This window comes from Streptomyces sp. IBSBF 3136, from assembly GCF_036815105.1.
In the GTDB taxonomy this organism is placed as follows: Bacteria; Actinomycetota; Actinomycetes; order Streptomycetales; family Streptomycetaceae; genus Streptomyces.
Genome location: NZ_JAJSZC010000162.1, coordinates 1 through 18,280, shown reverse-complemented (window position 1 = coordinate 18,280; position 18,280 = coordinate 1). Strand labels below are relative to the sequence as shown.

The window sequence follows — 18,280 nt, the reverse complement described above, 5'->3', positions numbered from 1 at the left end:
CCCCCCCCCCCCCCCCCCCCCCCCCCCCCCGCCCCCCCCCCCCCCCCCCCCCCCCCCCCCCCGTCGGGGAGAAGTGCCCTCAGGCCTTCTTCGTCTCCCAGAAGATCTTGTCGATCTGGGCGATGTAGTCCAGAGCCTTCTGGCCCGTCGCCGGGTCCGTGGACGCCTTGGCGGCCGAGAGGGCCTTCAGGGCGTCGTTGACCAGCTGGTGCAGCTCCGGGTACTTCTCGAAGTGCGGGGGCTTGAAGTAGTCGCTCCAGAGCACGGAGACGTGGTGCTTCGCCAGCTCGGCGCGCTGCTCCTTGATGACGGTGGCACGCGTCTGGAAGTGCGGGTCGTCGTTGCCGGCCATCTTCTCCTGGACGGCCTTGACCGACTCCGCCTCGATGCGGGCCTGGGCCGGGTCGTACACACCGCAGGGCAGGTCGCAGTGCGCGCTGACCTTGACCGTGGGGGCAAACAGGCGGGAAAGCATGGAGCATTCCTTCCTCGTGATCGTCTTCTCAGGTGCGACATTACTCCCTGGGGGACGTCTTTTCCTGAGTGCCCCCTAGGGCTTAGGACAAAAGTCCAGGGTCAGACTGAGACTGGTGGAGGAACGGACCGGGGAGGTGCCGGTGATGCCGGAGCTGTCGCAGGAGACCGAGCGGGGGAGGGCCGGGGCGCCGTTCGGGCTGGCCGAGGTGACGGGCCCGTCCATGGTGCCCACGCTGCGCCACGGGGACCGACTGCTGCTGCAGTACGGAGCGGCGATCAGGGCGGGGGACGTCGTCGTCCTGCGTCACCCCTTCCAGCAGGACCTGCTGGTCGTCAAGCGCGCCGTGGAGCGGCGCGAGGGCGGCTGGTGGGTGCTCGGGGACAATCCGTACGCGGGCGGGGACAGCACGGACTACGGGGTGGTGCCCGAGGAGCTGATCCTGGGCCGGGCGTGGCTGCGCTACCGGCCGCTCAAGGGCGGTCAGCGCTCGCCGCTGGCGATCGCCCGCTGGGCGTTCTTCGCGGCCAGGCCGCTGCTGCCCGACCGGTCGGCCTCCAGACGCTTGCGGGCCCGGTAGGCGGCCACGTTGGCACGGGTCGCGCAGCGGTCCGAGCAGTAGCGCCGGGAGCGGTTGGTGGACGTGTCGAGGTAGGCGTTGCGGCACGGCGCCGCCTGGCACAGGCCGAGCCGGTCGACGCCGTACTCGGTCAGGTGGAAGGCGAGACCCATCGCCGCGATCGCCGCGTAGCCGGCGGTGGCGTTGGACGGGTGGTCGGCCAGGTGCATGTGCCACAGCGGGCGGCCGTCCACGTCCCGGTGGTCGTGGCCGGAGATCTGCGGGCTCACCGGGAACTCCAGCAGCAGGGAGTTCAGCAGGTCGACGGCGAGGGTCTCGTCGCCCTGGTCGGCCGCCTCGAAGACGCCCCGCAGCCGGCCCCGCACCGAGCGGAAGCGGGTGACGTCGGCGTCGGTGGCGCGGCGGGCCGCCGACGCGTTGCCGCCGAACAGGTCGCGGACGGCCTCGACCGAGGTCAGGGAGTCCTTGCCGCGGACCGGTTCCTCGCTGTTGACGAGCCGTACGGCGTAATCCGAGTAATAGGCCAGTTCCACTTGTAGTCCTTACGAGGGCGCTCTATGGTCGTGTCTGCGGTCGGGTAACAGCCGGTCGTGCTTCCAGGGTATTACGCGGACGGGAGGAGACGGGGCTTCCATGACGACCGGTACCGGTACGGACTGGGCCGCCTGGCAGGAGAGCTGGGACCGGCAGCAGGAGTGGTACATGCCGGACCGCGAGGAGCGGTTCCGGATCATGCTCGACATGGTCGAGGCGCTCGTGGGCACCGCCCCGCGCGTGCTCGACCTGGCCTGCGGGACCGGCAGCATCACCGCCCGGCTGCTCGCCCGCTTCCCCGCGGCCACCAGCACCGGGGTGGACCTCGACCCCGCGCTGCTCGCCATCGCGCGCGGCACCTTCGAGGGCGACGACCGGGTCTCCTTCGTCACCGCCGATCTCAAGGACCCCGACTGGCCGGCGCTGCTGCCGTACGACTCCTACGACGCGGTCCTGACCGCCACGGCCCTGCACTGGCTGCACAGCGAACCCCTCGCGGCCCTCTACGGTCGGGTCGCGGGGCTGGTCCGCGACGGCGGTGTCTTCATGAACGCGGACCACATGATCGACGAGAGCACGCCGCGGATCAACGCGGCGGAGCGGGCCCTGCGACATGCCGCATGGATCAGGCCCAACGGGACGGCGCCCGGGACTGGGCCGAGTGGTGGCAGCTCGCGCAGGCGGACCCCGTCCTCGCCGAGCCCACCGCCCGCCGCTTCGAGATCTACGGCGAGCACGCCGACGGGGACATGCCCTCGGCGCGCTGGCACGCCCGGGTGCTCCGCGAGAAAGGATTCGCCGAGGCACGGCCGGTGTGGTGCTCGCCCTCCGACACGCTGCTCCTCGCGGTGAAGTAGGCCGGCACACGCGAAGGGGCGGTACGAGGATCTCGTACCGCCCCTTCGCGTGTGCCGTGCGTGCTCAGAGCACCTTGGACAGGAAGGACTGCGTCCGCTCGTGCTGCGGGTCCGTGAGAACGTCCCGCGGATGGCCGGATTCGACCACGACACCGCCGTCCATGAAGACCAGGCTGTCGCCCACCTCGCGGGCGAAGCCCATCTCGTGGGTGACGACGACCATCGTCATGCCCGACTCGGCGAGGTCGCGCATGACGTCGAGGACGTCTCCGACCAGCTCCGGGTCGAGGGCCGAGGTCGGCTCGTCGAACAGCATCAGCTTCGGGTCCATCGCGAGGGCCCGGGCGATGGCCACGCGCTGCTGCTGGCCGCCGGAGAGCTGGGAGGGGTAGTTCCCGGCCTTGTCGGCCAGACCCACCCGCTCCAGCAGCTGCATGGCGCGCTCCCTGGCCTGGCTCCTGCTGACGCCCTTGACCTGGACCGGCGCCTCGATGACGTTCTCGGCGGCGGTCATGTGCGGGAACAGGTTGAAGCGCTGGAAGACCATGCCGATGTCCCGGCGCTTGAGCGCGACCTCGCTGTCCTTGAGCTCGTACAGCTTGTCGCCCTTCTGGCGGTAGCCGACCAGCTCGCCGTCGACGTACAGCCGGCCGGCGTTGACCTTCTCCAGGTGGTTGATGCACCTGAGGAAGGTGGACTTCCCGGAGCCGGAGGGACCGATGAGGCAGAACACCTCACCCGCCCTGACCTCCAGGTCGATGCCCTTGAGGACCTCGACGGGCCCGAAGGACTTGTGCACACCCTCGGCCTTGACCATCGGGACGCTGGAGTGCCGCGCCACGGAGTCCGTGATCGTCTTGTCGGTCATGCCGTGACCTTCCTGCTCGAGAAGGTCGTCAGATGCGCCCTGACCTTCTGCCACGGGGTGGGCGGCAGGCTGCGGCTGGAGCCACGGGCGTAGTACCGCTCGATGTAGTACTGGCCGACGCTCAGGACCGACGTCATGATCAGGTACCAGGCCGCGGCCAGGAAGTACATCTCCACCGGGGCGCCGGAGTTCTGCCCGATGTCCTGGGCGTAACGGAACAGCTCCGGATACTGGACGGCCGCCACGAGCGAGGTCGTCTTCAGCATGTTGATCACTTCGTTGCCGGTCGGCGGCACGATGACCCGCATGGCCTGCGGGATGACGATCCGGCGCAGGGTCTTGCCGTGGCTCATGCCCAGCGCGTGGGCCGCCTCGGTCTGGCCCTCGTCCACCGCGAGCAGACCGGCCCGGCAGATCTCGGCCATGTACGCGGCCTCGTTCAGGCCCAGGCCGAGCAGCGCCGTCAGCAGCGGCGTCATGAAGTCCGACCAGTAGTCCTTGTAGATCGGACCCAGGTTGATGTACTCGAAGACCAGGCCCAGGTTGAACCACAGGAACAGCTGGACCAGGACCGGGGTGCCCCGGAAGAACCAGATGTAGAACCACGCGATCGACGAGGTCACCGGGTTCTTCGACAGGCGCATCACGGCGAGGCCGACACCGCCGAGGATGCCGATCACCATCGACAGGACCGTCAGCAGGAGGGTCTTGCCGACACCGGTCAGGATCCGGTCGTCGAAGAAGTAGTCCGGGACCGCGTGCCAGTTGATCTTGCCCTGGCCGAACGCGTAGACGATCGCGACGAGGATCGCGATCGCGATGACGGCGGTGACGTACCGCCCGTAGTGGCGGACCGGGATGGCCTTGATGGCCTCCGGGCCGGCCGGCGGGGCGTCCGCCGGCTCCGCCGTCTTCTGCATGTCAGTCACGCGTGTTGCCTTCCAGTGGCCGCTCGGGATCCGCGGGTCACTTGCCGCCGTTGACGGCGGACTCCTTGACGGCGCCGTCCTGGGCGCCCCACTTCTCGAGGATCTTCTGGTACTCGCCGCTCTTGATGATGGCGTTCATGGCGGCCTGGAGCGCGTCCCGCAGCTGCGTGTCGCTCTTGGCCACGGCGATGCCGTACGGCGCCGCCTCGACCTGGTCGCCGACGACCTGGAAGTCCTTGCCGCCGCCGGAGGTCTTGACCGCGTACGCGGCGACCGGGAAGTCGGAGGAGGCCGCGTCCACGCCGCCCGAGCGCAGGCGGGTCTGGGACTGCTGGTCGTCGTCGAACGGCTCGATGGTGAGCTTCTTGCCCGCGGGACACTTCTTGGCCTCCTGCTTGGCCAGGTCCTCGGAGACGGTGCCGCGCTCGACGGCGAGCTTCTTGCCGCACAGGTCCGACCAGGACGTGATGCCCTTGGTGTCGTCCTTGCGGGTGTAGATGGAGACGCCGGCGGTCAGGTAGTCGACGAAGTCGACGCCCTCGCCGACCTTCTTGCCGGTGTCCGGGTCGACGCCCTCCTGGCGGTTCTTGTTGTCCGTCATCGCCGACATCGCGATGTCGTAGCGGCCGGAGCGCAGGCCGGTGAGCAGGGCGTCGAAGGTGCCGTTCTCGAACGTGAGCTTCACGCCGAGCTGCTTGCCCATGGCCGCGGCCAGGTCGGGGTCGAGACCGACGACCTTGCCGGAGGAGTCCTTGAACTCCACCGGGGCGTACGCGATGTCCGAGCCGACCTTGATCTCGCCCTTGTCGCGGAGCTCCTTGGGGAGCTTGTCCGCCAGCGGGGCGGTGCTGGTGGACGCACTGCCGGAGCCGTTGTTCTTGTCCTTGGTCTGGTCACCGCAGCCGGTGAGCAGCAGGGCTCCGGCGACCGCGATCGCACCGACCGCGGCCAGACGGGAGTGCGCGGCGGTCGTACGACGGGTGGAGCTTGCGGTCATCGTGGTTCCTCCGGCGGATGGAGAGGTGCCGATGGGTCGACGGAAACACACACCATCGGGTGTCGCGACCTCGTGGGTTTACGGCATCTTGCCATTCGGACTACGCCATTCAGGGGCGTCGCTATGTCAAAATCGGATAACGGGTGACCCCCGAACCCGATCAGGTCCCGTCACGACGGGCCATCACACCCGCAGATCTGCGGGAATCCCTCAGCGAAGCCGGAAAATCTTCGGATCATCTCACGATGTGGTCCACCGGTGTGGTGTTGTCGACGCCCTCGGAGTTACCGACCGGTCATACCAAAGGCGTGCTCGTGTCAGCCGCGTGTCACCAGGGTGTGGCGTTCTGGTCCGTGATGTGACCTTGCACCTAATGGACTCGTCGTGACCGCCGTCCGTCCGGTAAGAAGGTTCTTTACACCCCTCATCCGGGGCTCAGGGCGCGTGTGCGGCGCGCCCGTCGCGTCGGTCCGTACGTATCAGCAATCGGACCCGGCGCGGTGCCCGCCCACCCCTCACCAGGAGTGGTCGACCCTCAAACCATGCATACCTAAGGGGTACAACAAAGTGGCAGCGGAGATCGTCAATCCTCGCAGCGACAGCGGCACGGATCAGGACGGGGCCGAGCCCCTCGATTCCTTCGATCCGGCGTTCGCGCTGCACCGCGGCGGCAAGATGGCTGTGCAGGCCACCGTGCCGATCCGCGACAAGGACGACCTTTCCCTCGCGTACACGCCCGGCGTCGCTCGCGTGTGCACCGCGATCGCGGAACAGCCGGAGCTTGTCAACGACTACACGTGGAAGTCCTCCGTGGTCGCCGTCGTGACCGACGGTACGGCCGTGCTCGGACTCGGGGACATCGGTCCCCAGGCCTCCCTCCCCGTGATGGAGGGCAAGGCGATCCTCTTCAAGCAGTTCGGCGGCGTCGACGCGGTGCCGATCGCGCTCGACTGCACGGACGTCGACGACATCGTCGAGACCGTGGTCCGGCTCGCTCCCTCGTTCGGCGGAGTGAACCTGGAGGACATCTCGGCGCCCCGGTGCTTCGAGATCGAGCGCCGGCTGCAGGAGCGCCTGGACATCCCGGTCTTCCACGACGACCAGCACGGCACGGCGGTCGTGACGCTGGCGGCGCTGCGCAACGCGGCGCGGCTCAGCGGGCGGGAGATCGGCCAGCTGCGGGCCGTCATCTCGGGCGCCGGCGCGGCCGGTGTGGCCATCGCCAAGATGCTGGTCGAGGCCGGCATCGGGGACGTGGCCGTGGCGGACCGCAAGGGCGTCGTCTCGGCCGACCGCCAGGACCTGACGCCGGTCAAGCGCGAGCTGGCCGGCTTCACGAACAAGGCGGGGGTCACCGGTTCGCTGGAGGACGCGCTCGCGGGCGCCGACGTCTTCATCGGCGTCTCCGGCGGTACGGTCGCCGAGTCCGCGGTCGCCTCCATGGCGAAGGGGGCCTTCGTGTTCGCGATGGCCAACCCGAACCCGGAGGTGCACCCGGAGGTGGCGCACCGCTACGCGGCGGTCGTCGCGACCGGGCGCTCGGACTTCCCGAACCAGATCAACAACGTCCTCGCCTTCCCCGGCATCTTCGCCGGTGCGCTGCAGGTGCGTGCCACCCGCATCACCGAGGGCATGAAGATCGCCGCAGCGGAGGCGCTGGCCTCCGTCGTGGGCGACGACCTCGCGGCCGACTACGTCATCCCGTCGCCGTTCGACGAGCGGGTCGCTCCCGCGGTGACCGCGGCCGTGGCGGCGGCCGCCCGCGCCGAGGGCGTCGCGCGTCGCTGACGTCACGTGAAACGGCCCCGTCCCCGCGGACGGGGCCGTTTGCGTTCCCCGTCCCGTTCCGTCGTCGCATCCGTCGGGTCCGCTGCGCCGCACGGGTGCCGTCACGCAAGAGGGCATGTGTCACAGCCTCCCGCGGTTTCGTCCGGTGCGCGTCGCACCTATCGTCGAGCCCATGTTCGCTGCCTACGCCGCCCGAATCGACCGTGACCAGCCGCTGACCGGACTTGAGTTGGGGGAGCGCCCGGCTCCCGAGGCCAGGCCCGGCTGGAGTACCGTCACCGTGCGGGCCGCCTCCCTCAACCACCACGACCTGTGGTCCCTGCGCGGCGTGGGCCTCGCAGAGGACAAGCTGCCGATGATCCTCGGCTGCGACGCCGCCGGCGTCGACGAGGACGGCAACGAGGTCGTCCTGCACTCCGTCATCGGCCAGAGCGGCCACGGCGTCGGCCCGGACGAGCCGCGCTCCATCCTCACCGAGCGTTACCAGGGCACCTTCGCCGAGCAGGTCGCCGTGCCGACCTGGAACATCCTGCCCAAGCCGAAGGAGCTGTCCTTCGCTGAGGCCGCCTGTCTGCCGACGGCCTGGCTGACGGCGTACCGGATGCTCTTCACCAACGCCGGGGTACGGCCCGGTGACTCGGTCCTCGTCCAGGGCGCGGGCGGCGGTGTCGCCACGGCCGCGATCGTGCTCGGCAAGGCGGCCGGCCTCAGGGTCTTCGCCACCAGCCGGGACGAGGCCAAGCGCAAGCGGGCCCTGGAGCTGGGCGCGGTCGAGGCGGTGGAGCCGGGGGCCCGGCTGCCGCAGCGGGTGGACGCCGTCATCGAGACCGTCGGCGCCGCCACCTGGTCCCACTCGGTGAAGTCGCTGCGGCCCGGCGGTACGGTCGTCATCTCGGGCGCCACCAGCGGCGACCGGCCCTCGCACGCCGAGCTGACCCGCATCTTCTTCCTGGAGCTGAAGGTCGTCGGCTCCACCATGGGGACCAAGGACGAGCTGGAGGACCTGCTGTCCTTCTGCGCCGCCACGGGTGTGCGGCCCGTCATCGACGAGGAGCTGCCGCTCGACCGGGCCCGTGAGGGCTTCGAACGGCTGGCCTCGGGCGAGCAGTTCGGCAAGATCGTGCTGACGAACGGCTGACCGGCCGAGGGCCCAGGGGCCAGGGTTCGGCGCTGAGCCGGGACGGACCCCCGGGTCCGTCCCAGCTGCGCGCGGCAGGTCAGACCTTCGGGCGGCGCAGTATCGACCCGATGTGGGCGGCCGCCGCCGAGAGATGGCGGCGGGCGTCGCGGACCTGGTCCTCGCCGACGCCGTGGTCGCGGGCGGCGTCACGGATGTCGTCGCGGAAGCGGTCGAGCAGACGGTCGAGGTCGCGGGCCGGGTCGCCGGTGGACTCCTCGTGGGCCCAGGCCGGCTCGTACTCGGCGGGGAAGTCCTCCGGGGCGAACAGGTGGTCGGGCCCCGTCGCGGGGGCGGACCTGCGGTCACCGGCGCCCGGCTCCCCGGGGGCGCGGCCGAAGCCCTTGCCGAACTCCTTGCCGTAGTCCTTGCCGAACTCACCGAACTCCTTGGCGAGTTCGGTCAGGCCCTCGCGCACGCCGGTCGGCCAGTCGCCGCGGGTGAAGTGGTCCTGCACGCGCTCCTGGACCCGGCGGGCGATGCGCTGCACCTCCTCCTGGGCCTGCGCCCGTGCCCGCGCCTGGGCCTCCTGGGCCTGGTGGCGGGCCCGCTGGGCCTCCTCGCGGGCCCGGCGGCTCTCGTCCTTGGCGCGGCGGGCCTGCTCCTTCCACTCCTGCTTGGCCCGGCGCATCTCCTCCTTGGCGGCCCGCCAGGCCTCCTTGTCGCCGAGGTCGCCGAACTCCCCGGAGGGGCCCGTCCGGCCGCCGTTCGCGGTGGGACCCCGGCGTGCCTCGGACGCGGCCGCCCGGACCTCGCGCCGCAGATCACCGGCCGCGCCGCGCACGTCGGCCCTTATCTCCGCGGCCAGTTCGGCGACCGACTCGCGGATCTCCAGTTCCAGATCGGCCAGCTCGCCGCTGCGGTCGGCCAGCTCGGCGCGGCCGGCGTCGGTGATCGCGTACACCTTGCGGCCGCCCTCGGTGGTGTGCGTGACCAGGCCCTCGGCCTCCAGCTTGGCCAGCCGGGGATAGACCGTGCCCGCCGAGGGGGCGTACAGGCCCTGGAAGCGCTCCTCCAGCAGCCGGATCACCTCGTAGCCGTGGCGCGGGGCCTCGTCGAGCAGCTTGAGCAGGTAGAGACGGAGGCGGCCGTGGGCGAAGACGGGGGGCATGTCAGAGCACCTTCTTGTCGGTCGTGCCGTCGGCCGGGTCACGGGTGGCGCCGGCGCCCGGGCCGGTGACGGAATTGTCCCCCGGTGTGGCCGCGGGTCCGGTCGCCGGGTCGGGCGCCGGGGCGGACGCGGTGCCGGCGGTGGGCCCGGCCTCCCAGGCGGCGGCCGGCTCGTCCTCACCCGGTGGCCGGCGCAGCAGGGCGATCGAGCCGGAGACGGTGGTGGCCCTCAGCTTGCCGGTGCCCGCGCCGAGGCGGCCGGTGATCTTGTGGGCGCCCCACTGGCCGTGCACCCGCAGGTCGTCGAAGGCGTTGGAGATGGTGCCGCTCGCCGTGTTGGCCTCCACCTCCGCGTCGGCCGGGTGCGGCAGGCGGATGGCGATCTCGCCGGAGACGCTGGTCAGCCGGACGTCCGTGGGGCCGTCCGGGTCCAGGTCGATGATCATGGAGCCGCTGACGGAGTCGGCGCGGACGGCGGAGCCCGAGCCCTCGACCACGGTCAGGTCGCCCGAGACCGAGTTGAACCGCAGGTCGCCGGTGACGGCCTGGGCCTCCAGGTTCCCCGAGACGGTGTCGGCGCGGACCGGCCCGGACAGGCCCACCAGGGTCGTGTCGCCGGTGACGCCCTTGACCACGGCCGGGCCGCTGATGCCGGAGACGACCGCGCCGGCGCCGACCACGCCCACCTCCACGCGCGTGCCGGCGGGGACCGCGAGCGAGACCACGGCGCTGCGCCGCCAGCCCTTGCGGTCGAGCCACTTGAGGAAGCCCTTCCAGGGCAGGTCGTCGTAGGCCACCGTCAGGGTGCCGCCCCGCTGGGTGACCACCAGGGGTGGCCCCTCGAGGTCCGTGACCTCCATACGGGCGGAACCTTCGTCGGTGCCCACGACGTTCACCGTTCCGTTGACGATGCGCACGTGCAGGTCGCTCACGGGGGTGTCGAACGTGAGCTTCCGGGGCTCGGCGACGGACCACTCGGACATGGGGAGCCTCCTCGGCCGGACACGGTCGCGAACCTCGCGACACGCCATATCGCGTCTTCCGTGAAACACGATATATCGTGGTCACGGAAAGTCAAGGCACCTGTGCGTGCGACGGGCGGCCGACGGCACCGCGCCCGCCGTTGCATACGCTGGTGCTGGACCATCCACCGCACGGCCCGTCCCACGACCGGACGCGCGGGCGGCACGCAGGCGGACACGCAGGAGAGGCAGCCATGTACTTCACCGACCGCGGGATCGAGGAGCTGGAGAAGCGGCGCGGCGAGGAAGAGGTCACCTTCGAGTGGCTTGCCGAGCAGCTGCGCACGTTCGTGGACCTCAACCCCGACTTCGAGGTGCCCGTCGAGCGGCTCGCGACCTGGCTCGCCCGGCTCGACGACGAGGACGACGAGTAGTCCCGGCGTCCCGGGCGGCCCCGCCCGCAACAGCGATCATCAGCCGTATCGCCCGTCGGCCCTCCCTCTCCGCTTTCTGCGGCGTTAGCCTTCTCCTCCCATTCCAGCGAACGGGGGCGTCATGGGTGGAGGACTCGAACGCGTACGACTGGACGACGGAACCGTCGTCTGGGCGAGGATCGGCAGGGCGGGCGAAGAGGCCCTGGACGAGGGCGGGTACTGGGACACCGGCCTCGGTGACCGGGTCATCGGCATGGCGGGCGGCCTCGCCGGCACCGTCGGGGGCGTCGTGCGCTCCCTGCGCGCCGGTCTGGACACACCCACCCCGGTCGAGGTGTCCGTCAGCTTCGGGATCGAGCTGACGGCGCAGTCCGGCACGATCGTGAGCGCCATCGCCGAGGGTGGCGGGACGTCCTCCCTGACGGTGTCCCTGACCTGGACCGAACCGGCGACGGCCAGGGACGGCACGGACCCCGCGGCACCCGGGGGCGGCGTCGTACCGCCGAGGTCCCCGGCTCCCGGCGCCGCATGAGCGCCTTCGACGAGTTGGTGCGCCCCTCGCTCGCACGCATCGGCGCACCGGGTGACGGGTATGCAACGGACCGTGACGCCTACGGGGGGTCGGGGTTCTTCATCGCCCCGGGCTGGCTGTTGACCTGCGCCCATGTCGTGGGGAAGGGGGGAGCCGCGGTGTGCCGAGGGGAGAGCGCTCTGCGCGTGACCTGGCAGGAGCGCACCGCCGCCGGTGACTGGCGGGAGCGAACCGGCACCGGGACCGCCGTCCTGCTCGCGCCACGGCCCGGGCCCGGCGAACCGCCGCGCGACCCCTGGCCGTTCCCCGACCTCGCGCTCGTCCGGGTCACCGGCGCCGACGACGTGCGCTGCCTGTGGCTGAGCGACCGGGAGCCCGCCGCCCGCGCCCCCGTCGGGCTGTACGGCTGGTCCGTGCAGACCGGAGAGCTGGGCGTCAGGCACGGCACCGGAGAACTCACCGGCTCCGACGCGCGGGCGCTGCTGCTCGGCGGCAGCCTGCCGATCGGCGGACTGTCCGGAGGACCCGTGCTCGACCTGAGGTACGGCGCGGTCGTCGGTGTGATCAAGGGCCGCCGGCGGGAGGAGGGCGTCGCCGTCCCGGTCACCGCGCTGCACGAACTGCCCGACCCGCGCGAGGGCCGCGCCGGAACGGACGTCCTGCGCGAAGTGCTGCGCGCCCACGACCTGCACCACGTCCGCCTCCTCGACGACCCGTCGCCGTACGCCCACTGGACCGCCCTGCAGGCCGCGCTCCCCGCGCTCGCGCCCCCGGTCTCCGGCATCGGCGCCGAACTGCGCGCCCGGCTCTACGGCCACCTCGCCGAGCTGCCGCCGCCCGCCGGGGCGGGCGAGGTCGTCCACCTCGTGGAGGAGGTCAAGGAGCAGGTGCGCGGCGAGCGGCTGCGCTCCCTGGTGCTGCGCGACGTGCGGACCTGGCGCGAGGGCGCCGCGCTGCTGCACGGGCTGCGCACCCTGGAACCGGGCGGCGGCGGCACGCTGGTGGACCTCGACGCGGTCCTGCTCTACGCGGCCAAGGCGGTCCGCAGAGCCGTGCGCGACCACCCCCGGCACTTGGACCCCGCGCGGCTGGGCGCGTTCGCCCACTGGCTCGCCGGGCAGGCCGACGTCCACCGGCACTGGGCGGTCGGCGAGGCCATCCGGGCGCTGCTGGAGGGCGTCGACGCCCCCGGGGACGCCGGCTCCCGGGCCGCCGGCGCCCCGGCCGTATCGACGGTCGTGACACCGGCCGCGCCCCCGGCCGCCGCACCGCCCGGTACCCGCACCGATGTCCTCGTCAAGGTCGGGTCGCCCATGTACGACGGGCGCTATCCGTGGAGCGTGCAGCTGATCTACGACGGCCTCGACGTCACCCCGGTCGACGCCGACGACCGCGGGGTGCGGGCCGAGGACCTGGCCGGGGCGCTGCGCGAACCGCTCGCCCGGGCGCTCGGCCAGGGCGACCACGACGAGCACCTGGCCGCGATCGAGGTGTTCCTGCCCCGCGCCCTGTTCGACCTGCCGGTGGACGAGTGGCAACTGCTCCCCGACGCCCCCGCCCCTCCGGGTGGCGCCGGCGGCTCCGCCGAGCGGACAGCCGCCGACGGTGGTGGCGAAGCGGGCTTCGGTGGTGACCCGGGCTTCGACGGGGACGGCATCGGCGTCGAGGACGACGACTTCGTCGACGAGCGGTCCATGCCGCTCGGGATGCGCCGGACCGTCGTCATACGGGACGCGCGGCGCAACGCCCGGCCGCCCACCCCCGAGTGGCGCAAACGCTGGCGCGGCGCGGTCCACGGGCCGCTCGCGCACGAACCGCTGCACGGCCGCTCCCCGGCCGAGGGCCACTTGGCCCCGTCCCGCCCCGCGAGCCGCTACCCGTACTACCGCGCCCTGTCGGCGATGGACGACATCTGCGTTCCGGTCTACTGCGGGCCCGTCGGCAGCGGGGAGGGGCAGGCGGCGATGAGGGACGCCCTCACGGCGGGCCACTCGGTGGTGCTGTGGCGGCGCGACCGGCACGACCACGACGAGTGCCGGGACTTCCACCGGCAGGTCGCCCATGTGCTCGGGACGGCCCGCAGGGCCGAGGGACTGAACGAACAGGTGCGCGACCTGCGGATCAGCCTCTACGACCCGGACACCGCCCGGGAGCAGGGCCTGCGCGGCAAGCTCGCTGTCCTGGTCGACCCGCCCGACCGGCCACCGTACGCCGCCGAGACGATGCGCCCGCCCCCGCTCGCCGCGCCCGGCGGCTGACCCCGCCCGGCGGGGCGGCCGAACGCCTCGTCAACCCGCTTGCCCCGCAAGGCTGTTCGGAGGTCCGGAAGTGAACGCCGGGCGCTTCGAACCTCGGCAGACACGGTCGCCTGACGGTAGCCTCGTACGTCGGACGGCCGGGTCCGCTGCATGATCACCAGAGCCGGGAGGAGCCCAAGGTGAACGACTGGCGGATCTACCGCGGAGTGGGCCAGCCGCACGACGGCATGCTGCGGTTGCCGGCGCCGCCGCCCTGGCGCGACTTCGCCGCCGCACGGGACGGCTCCGAGGCCGGCTCCGAGGACCCCAGCAGCGCCCGCCGGCTCGGCGTCCGCCGCCGCATGGTGGAGAACTACGCGCCGCGGCCGGCCGAGGTGGACGCGGTCAACGCGGCGCTCTACCTGCGCCGCCCCCTGCTGGTGACCGGCAACCCGGGCACGGGCAAGTCGACGCTGGCGTACGCCATCGCCCACGAACTCGGCCTGGGCAGGGTGCTGCGCTGGCCCATCGTCAGCCGGACCGGCCTCCAGGACGGCCTGTACCGGTACGACGCCATAGGCAGGCTCCAGGACGTCCAGCTGGAGCGGGCCCGCGGCGGCGAGGGCGCGACGGCCGCCCCGGGCATCGGCTCCTACATTCGGCTCGGCCCGCTCGGCACCGCGCTGCTGCCCGCCGCGCAGCCCCGCGTGCTGCTCATCGACGAACTCGACAAGAGCGACCTCGACCTGCCCAACGACCTGCTCAACACCCTGGAGGAGGGCGAGTTCTCGATCCCCGAGCTGGAACGGCTCGCGGAGCGCGAACCCGTCGTCGAGGTGCTCACCCACGACGGCGACCGGGTCCCCGTGCACGGCGGACGGATCGCCTGCACCGCCTTCCCGGTGATCGTCATGACCTCCAACGGCGAACGCGACTTCCCCGCCCCGCTGCTCAGGCGCTGCATCCAGCTCGAACTCGACCCGCCCGGCGAGGAGCAGCTCACCGCCATGGTCGAGGCGCACCTCGGCGCGGACGGCGTCACCGCCGGCGCGGACCTCATCCGCAGGTTCCTGGAGCGCGAGCCCGGCGAGGTGCTCGCCGCCGACCAGCTCCTCAACGCCCTCTTCCTCACCCGGCACGACCCGCGGGCGCAGAGCCTCACCAGGGAACGGATCGCCGAGATGCTCATGCAGCCGCTCGACCGCACGAGGTGATGGCCGGATGCCCGGGATGCGCCTGGACGAGCTGATCGGCAAGCTGCGCCAGGGCGGGCTCGACCCCACCGCTGAGGACGTGGCGGACGCGGTCTGGCTGGCCCGGCGGCTCGGCGCCGCACCGCCGAGCGAGGCGCGCGGACAGCCCGGCGGGCCCCCCGACGGCGAACCGGCGGCGGACACGGACGACGCGGGCGACGCGGACGACACGAACGACGCGGGCGACGCCGACGGCGCGCGGGGCGCCGCGGGCCGGGGGACCGCACACGCCGGCGCCGGCGCGCCGTCCGCCTCCGACCCCTGCGGGCCGCCGGCGGACGCCCCCGCCGCCCCGGTCCCGCTGCTCACCGCCGGGCTCACCGCGCACCCGCCGGCCGACGCCGCCGCCCCGGCCGCCTTCCCGGTCCGCGCGCCGGCCGCCGCGGCCCTGCCCGGCCTGCTCGGCCTGGAGAAGGCGCTGCGCGCCCTCGGCCGCTACCGGGTCGCCTCCGTCCGCTCCGGGGACGAGCGCATCGACGAGGAGGCCACCGCCGACCGCGCCGCCGCCAGCGGCATCCTGCTCCCGGTCACCCGGCCGGGCCGCCGCCGGCGCTGCGACGTCCAGCTCCTGATGGACACCGGGCCGGCCATGGCGGTGTGGGGGCAGCTGGTCGAGGAACTGCGCCAGGCCTGCCAGCAGTCCGGCGCGTTCGCCTCCGTCCGCGTCCACCACCTGTACGCCGACGACTCCGGCGCCCCCCTGATCGGAACGACGGCGGGCCCCGGCCGGCACACCCGGCTGCGGCCGGCCGACGAGCTCCACGACCCCACCGGCCGCCGGATCACCTTCGTCATCAGCGACTGCGTGGGCCCGCTGTGGCAGAACGGCAGCGCCCAGCGCCTGCTGCACCACTGGCCCCGCACCGCCCCGCTGGCCGTCGTCCAGCCGCTGCCGCCCCGGCTGTGGGGCCGCACCGCGCTGCCCGCCGAGCCGGGCCTGCTGCTGCGCCCCGCCGAGGTCGGCGGCCGGCTCGGCTTCCGGCCCGACGACGAGCCCTGGCAGGACCCGGCCCCCGGCGCCCGGCCCGTGCCGGTGCTCCAGCCGATCCCGGAGGCGTTCGAGGCGTTCGCCCGGCTGCTGGGCGGGGCCGGCCCCACCAGCGAGCGCGCCTGGGCCGCCCTCACCGACCCGGCCGCGGCCCCGCCGGCGGCCTCCGCCGACCCCGCCGCAGCGGCCACGCGCAGCGACCACGACCTGCTGCGCGCCTTCCGCGCCGGGGCCTCGCCCGGCGCGCTGCGCCTGGCCGTCTACCTCGCCGCGGCGCCCCTCACGCTGCCCGTGATGCAACTGGTCCAGCGGGCCATGCTGCCCGACACCGGCCCGATGGAACTGGCCGAGGTGCTGCTCGGCGGGCTGCTCAGGCAGCTCCCCGGCACCGATGACCAGCCCTGCTTCGCCTACCCGGGGCGGGTGCAGGACCTGCTGCTGTCCTCCCTGGACCAGGACACCGCCGGACTCGTGCTCAAACACTGCTCCGCCTACGTGGAGCGGCACTTCGGCAAGGGCACCCGCAACTTCGCCGCCCTCGCCGCCGCCCGGCTCGCCGACCACGACCCGGCCGCCGGCGCCGGGCCACCGCCCGAGGGCACCGGATCGCCGGAGGACGGCGGCAGTGTCGAGGCCGAGCTGTTCGCCAGCATCCCGGCCCGGGTGCTGCGCTTCTACCTGCCCGACCTGGTCACGCCCGACCCGCTGACCGAGGCCGAGCGGCTGCTCGGCCAGTGGCACCGGCTGGCCGACCCGGAGGTGCTGCGCCGGGCCCGGGAACAGGCCCTGGCGGCGGTCGCACCCGGCGCCGGCACCGGTGCCCGTCCCCACCTGGTGCTCGGCCGGATCCTGCGCGCCGAGGCGGGCACGGCGGCCGCACGGACGACGGGCGGCCGCGTCGAACTGCTGCGCGAGGCCGCGACCGCGCTCGCCGCGGCCCACGCGGCTGCACCCGGAGACAGCCGGGAGCGGGCCGAGGCGGCCCTGGAACTGGCCGGCTGCCGCCGCGAGCTGTGGCAGCAGACGGGGGAGAGCGACCGTCTCGCACAGGCCCTTGACGTCCTGGACCCCGGCCTGGCGCCCTGGCCCGATCTCGCCGAGCGGGCGCGGGAGTGGCTGCGCGCCCGGCCCGCCGACGGCGACCTGGAAGCCGTGGCCGACGGCGACGCGCTCCTCGACGGGGACGCGCACCCCGTCGGCGACGCGCACCCCGACCGCGACGTGCTCCCCGAGGCCGGAGCCGGCCCGGCCGCGCCGCGGACCCGGGACGGCGTCACCGCCACGACCGCGCCCGCGCATGGGACCCGGGACGACACCACCGCCACCCCTGCGCCCACGCTCCGGACCTGGGACGGCGTCACCGCCACCACCGCGCCCGCGCCTGGGACCCGGGACGACGTCCCCTGGGCCGTCACCGCGCACCGGTCCCGGCTGCTGCTGCGCGGACGGGTCCTGCTCGATCTGCGGCATCCCGGTGCCGCGGCCGGCGAACTGCGCGAAGCCTGCGCGCTGCTGGACGCCGAGCCGACCGCCGACGCCGTACGCGCGCCCGCGCTGCTCGATCTGGCGCGGGCGCTGCGGGAGTCCGGCGCCGAGGACGGGGAGACCCGGCAGGCCCTGCTGCGGGCCCGGCGGTCCGCCGGGGACGACCCCGGTCTGCTGCTGCCCTGCCTGGCCGCGCTGGCCGCCTTCCACGACGCGGCGGGCGAGGCCCGGGAGGCCGACGCCGCGTACGAGCGGGCCGCCCTGCTCGCCCCCGCGGACGGCGCCCTGCGCTGCCGGCTGCTCACCTCCTGGGGCGAGTCGCTGCTGCGGCGGGCCTCCGCGCGGGACGGCGCGGGAACCGTGGACCGGGCCGAGTACGTACTGCGCGAGGCCCTGAAGTCGCTGCCCGCCCGGTCCACGCAGCGCGGCCGGCTCCAGGGCCTGGTCGGCAGCGCGCTGGCCCAGCGGTTCCGCCATCTGGGCTTCCTGCCCGACCTGTTCGAGAGCCGGCACCTGCTCGGTCAGGCGCTGCGCGCGGCGGCCGACGCCGCCGTACGGGCCGAGGTGTGGCTGCAACTGGGCCGGGTGCGGCTGGAGGGCTGGTACCACGCCGGAGCGCCGGTGCTGATGGATGCGCTCCAGGCGTACGAGAACGCCGAGCGGGAGGCGCAGGCGGCGCACGGGGCCGACCCGGGTTCGGTGACGGCGGCCCGGGCCCGGTACGGCAGCGGGACGGTGCTCGCGCTGATGGGCCGGCCCGGCGCGGCACGCGGCGCGTACCGGGCGGCGCGGGAGCAGTGGCAGCGGCTGGTGGCCGCGCTGCGGGAGGTGGACTGGGCCGACGTCGAACTGGCCCGTGCCGCGCCCGGGGAACCGCTCGCGGGCGCGGGCCGGCTCATGCCGGAGGAACAGTGGCGCGAAGCGGCTCCGCCGTGGTGGCCTTGGACTCAGGAGTGGAACAACTCGGCCGACCTTGACCGGAGTTGATCCCGGCCGGGTTTCTGCTTCCGGCCTGTCGGGAAGAACTGGGCAGCCGTCATGCCCGTGCGGGGCGGGCGTGGGGCAGGGAGGAGC

15 protein-coding genes and 1 pseudogene are annotated in these 18,280 nt (G+C 73.3%); 9 read left to right on the top strand and 7 right to left on the bottom strand.

The genetic code is table 11. The features are described from left to right. Nucleotides 1-79: 79 nt before the first annotated feature. Nucleotides 80-475 (bottom strand): superoxide dismutase, Ni, encoded by a 396-nt coding sequence (gene sodN / locus V7E45_RS28505; protein WP_317445335.1) that lies wholly within the window; start codon nucleotides 473-475, stop codon nucleotides 80-82. 145 nt (nucleotides 476-620) lie between these two features. Between sodN and sodX the strand changes: the two genes are divergently transcribed. Beyond that, entirely contained in the window at nucleotides 621-1,055 is a 435-nt protein-coding gene (gene sodX, locus V7E45_RS28500; protein ID WP_333777074.1) for a nickel-type superoxide dismutase maturation protease, read from the top strand. Here sodX and V7E45_RS28495 read toward each other — a convergent pair. Then, the gene (locus tag V7E45_RS28495; protein ID WP_333777072.1) at nucleotides 959-1,588 is read right to left on the bottom strand and encodes a CGNR zinc finger domain-containing protein; all 630 of its coding nucleotides are present in this window, start codon (nucleotides 1,586-1,588) and stop codon (nucleotides 959-961) included. The two genes, sodX and V7E45_RS28495, sit on opposite strands and share 97 nt — an antisense overlap. A gap of 100 nt (nucleotides 1,589-1,688) precedes the next feature. Here V7E45_RS28495 and V7E45_RS28490 point away from each other — a divergent pair. Then, nucleotides 1,689-2,446 (top strand): annotated as a pseudogene (locus tag V7E45_RS28490) (class I SAM-dependent methyltransferase). A gap of 64 nt (nucleotides 2,447-2,510) precedes the next feature. Here V7E45_RS28490 and V7E45_RS28485 read toward each other — a convergent pair. From V7E45_RS28485 to V7E45_RS28475, 3 genes are read right to left on the bottom strand one after another with little or no spacing between them, the layout of a single operon-like run. Beyond that, complete coding sequence (locus V7E45_RS28485) at nucleotides 2,511-3,314, bottom strand: amino acid ABC transporter ATP-binding protein (protein WP_333777071.1); 804 nt, start codon at nucleotides 3,312-3,314, stop codon at nucleotides 2,511-2,513. Next, nucleotides 3,311-4,234, bottom strand: a complete 924-nt coding sequence (locus V7E45_RS28480) for an amino acid ABC transporter permease (protein ID WP_333777073.1) — start codon at nucleotides 4,232-4,234, stop codon at nucleotides 3,311-3,313. The genes V7E45_RS28485 and V7E45_RS28480 overlap by 4 nt, the downstream gene beginning before the upstream one ends. A gap of 46 nt (nucleotides 4,235-4,280) precedes the next feature. Further along, the gene (locus V7E45_RS28475; RefSeq protein WP_333777070.1) at nucleotides 4,281-5,240 is read right to left on the bottom strand and encodes an ABC transporter substrate-binding protein; all 960 of its coding nucleotides are present in this window, start codon (nucleotides 5,238-5,240) and stop codon (nucleotides 4,281-4,283) included. A 567-nt stretch (nucleotides 5,241-5,807) separates the two neighbouring features. On the opposite strand from V7E45_RS28475, the gene V7E45_RS28470 reads away from it, so the two are divergent. Together V7E45_RS28470 and V7E45_RS28465 are read left to right on the top strand one after the other, a co-directional pair. After that, nucleotides 5,808-7,028, top strand: a complete 1,221-nt coding sequence (locus tag V7E45_RS28470) for an NAD(P)-dependent malic enzyme (RefSeq protein WP_020942195.1) — start codon at nucleotides 5,808-5,810, stop codon at nucleotides 7,026-7,028. 172 nt (nucleotides 7,029-7,200) lie between these two features. Next, nucleotides 7,201-8,166, top strand: a complete 966-nt coding sequence (locus V7E45_RS28465; protein WP_333777069.1) for a zinc-binding dehydrogenase — start codon at nucleotides 7,201-7,203, stop codon at nucleotides 8,164-8,166. Between the two features lie 79 nt (nucleotides 8,167-8,245). On the opposite strand, the gene V7E45_RS28460 is transcribed toward V7E45_RS28465, so the two are convergent. Next, nucleotides 8,246-9,316: a PadR family transcriptional regulator gene (locus V7E45_RS28460; protein WP_333777068.1), complete on the bottom strand. Its 1,071-nt coding sequence runs from the start codon at nucleotides 9,314-9,316 to the stop codon at nucleotides 8,246-8,248. Nucleotide 9,317: 1 nt separating this feature from the next. After that, nucleotides 9,318-10,298 carry a DUF4097 family beta strand repeat-containing protein gene (locus V7E45_RS28455; RefSeq protein ID WP_333777067.1) on the bottom strand — a complete coding sequence of 327 codons (981 nt, stop codon included), beginning with the start codon at nucleotides 10,296-10,298 and terminating at the stop codon, nucleotides 9,318-9,320. A 233-nt stretch (nucleotides 10,299-10,531) separates the two neighbouring features. On the opposite strand from V7E45_RS28455, the gene V7E45_RS28450 reads away from it, so the two are divergent. The 5 genes from V7E45_RS28450 (at nucleotide 10,532) to V7E45_RS28430 (ending at nucleotide 18,193) form a co-directional block, all read left to right on the top strand. Further along, nucleotides 10,532-10,711 (top strand): DUF6104 family protein, encoded by a 180-nt coding sequence (locus V7E45_RS28450; protein WP_003992906.1) that lies wholly within the window; start codon nucleotides 10,532-10,534, stop codon nucleotides 10,709-10,711. Between the two features lie 121 nt (nucleotides 10,712-10,832). Next, entirely contained in the window at nucleotides 10,833-11,243 is a 411-nt protein-coding gene (locus tag V7E45_RS28445) for a CU044_2847 family protein (protein WP_333777066.1), read from the top strand. Beyond that, on the top strand, nucleotides 11,240-13,501 hold the full coding sequence (locus V7E45_RS28440; protein ID WP_333777065.1) for a VMAP-C domain-containing protein: 2,262 nt from the start codon (nucleotides 11,240-11,242) through the stop codon (nucleotides 13,499-13,501). The genes V7E45_RS28445 and V7E45_RS28440 overlap by 4 nt, the downstream gene beginning before the upstream one ends. A gap of 179 nt (nucleotides 13,502-13,680) precedes the next feature. Next, nucleotides 13,681-14,694, top strand: a complete 1,014-nt coding sequence (locus V7E45_RS28435; RefSeq protein WP_333777064.1) for an AAA family ATPase — start codon at nucleotides 13,681-13,683, stop codon at nucleotides 14,692-14,694. 7 nt (nucleotides 14,695-14,701) lie between these two features. Continuing rightward, entirely contained in the window at nucleotides 14,702-18,193 is a 3,492-nt protein-coding gene (locus V7E45_RS28430) for an SAV_2336 N-terminal domain-related protein (protein WP_333777063.1), read from the top strand. The last annotated feature ends 87 nt before the right edge of the window (nucleotides 18,194-18,280 follow it).